1 protein-coding gene is annotated in these 700 nt (G+C 74.4%); it reads left to right on the forward strand.

Annotated features, from left to right (window positions below; all coding sequences use genetic code 11):
- A partial coding sequence (locus tag KVT32_RS28060) for a TIGR03862 family flavoprotein (RefSeq protein WP_217619193.1) occupies positions 1-700 on the forward strand: 700 nt, incomplete at both ends.

Genomic DNA, 700 nt, shown 5'->3' on the forward strand with positions numbered 1-700 from the left:
CCGTCGAGGCCGACGCCACCGTCCTGGCCCTGGGCGGCGCCAGCTGGGCCAGGCTCGGTGCGGGCGGCGCCTGGGCGCCCTTGCTGGCCGCGCGCGGCGCCGAGGTCGCGCCGCTGGTGCCCTCGAACTGCGGCTTCGATACCGGCTGGAGCGCCCACTTCAGCGAGAAACACGCGGGCGCGCCGCTCACCACCGTGGCCATCGGCTACGAGGACCGCGACGGCCGCCGCGCGCGGCGCCAGGGCCAGTTCGTGGTCACCGCCACCGGCATCGAGGGCAGCCTGGTGTATGCCTTGTCGGCGCCGCTGCGCGACCAGATCGCCGCGCGCGGTGAGACCACCATCTGGCTCGACCTGGCGCCCGACCACGACGGCGAGCGGGTGCGGGCCGAGGTGCTGCGCCCGCGCGGCTCGCGCTCGATGTCCAGCCACCTGCAAAGCCGGCTCGGCATCAAGGGCGTGAAGGCGGGGCTGCTGCGCGAATGCCTCGACGCCGCGGCCTACAACGACCCCGAGCGGCTGGCGGCGGCGATCAAGGCGCTGCCGCTGGTCCTGAAGCGGACTCGTCCCATCGACGAGGCCATCAGCAGCGCCGGCGGCCTGCGCTTCGAGGCGCTCGACGGCAACGCCATGATCAAGGTGCTCCCCGGCGTGTTCGCCGCCGGCGAGATGATCGACTGGGAAGCGCCCACCGGCGGCTA

This window comes from Achromobacter sp. GbtcB20 (assembly GCF_019091095.1).
In the GTDB taxonomy this organism is placed as follows: Bacteria; Pseudomonadota; Gammaproteobacteria; order Burkholderiales; family Burkholderiaceae_B; genus Achromobacter; species Achromobacter mucicolens.